1 protein-coding gene is annotated in these 521 nt (G+C 48.6%); it reads left to right on the top strand.

The annotated features are described in order from the left end of the window. Positions 1 to 521, top strand: a 521-nt coding sequence (locus HMPREF0850_RS13055; protein ID WP_000313841.1) for an SHIRT domain-containing protein, incomplete at both ends; no start/stop codon positions are given.

Raw genomic sequence — 521 nt, 5'->3', positions numbered from 1 at the left:
TCCCAAACTACTTACACCGACGCAGTGAACGACGGCACATGGACCTTCAAGGGTTACGACGCAGCTAGCGCCGTTGTCAATAAGTCCGATGTTGAGTTTGTAGGAAAATGGTCCTTTGAAGCTAACAAGTACCAAGCTACTTATCGCTTCGAGAGTGCAACATCAGGAAAAGCTCTTCCAGCAGCCATCACAGCATTGACTCCAAGTGACAGTGCAACTTATGTGAATGGTGCCTCTGTTTCCGCTCAACAACCATCCCAAACCACTTACACCGACGCAGTGAACGACGGTACTTGGACCTTCAAGGGTTACGACGCAGCCAATGCAGTCGTGAACAAGGCTAATGTTGAATTTGTAGGAAAATGGTCCTTTGAAGCTAACAAGTACCAAGCTACTTACCGCTTCGAGAGTGAGACAGCAGGTAAGTCTCTTCCAGCAGCCATCGCAGCATTAACCCCAAGCGATAGTGCAACTTATGTGAATGGTGCCTCTGTTTCCGCTCAACAACCATCCCAAACCAC

It is taken from the genome of Streptococcus sp. M143 (assembly GCF_000162495.1).
Lineage (GTDB): Bacteria > Bacillota > Bacilli > Lactobacillales > Streptococcaceae > Streptococcus > Streptococcus dentisani.
The sequence above is the reverse complement of the archived record's forward strand: the minus strand, read 5'-3'. Positions and strand labels throughout refer to the sequence as shown.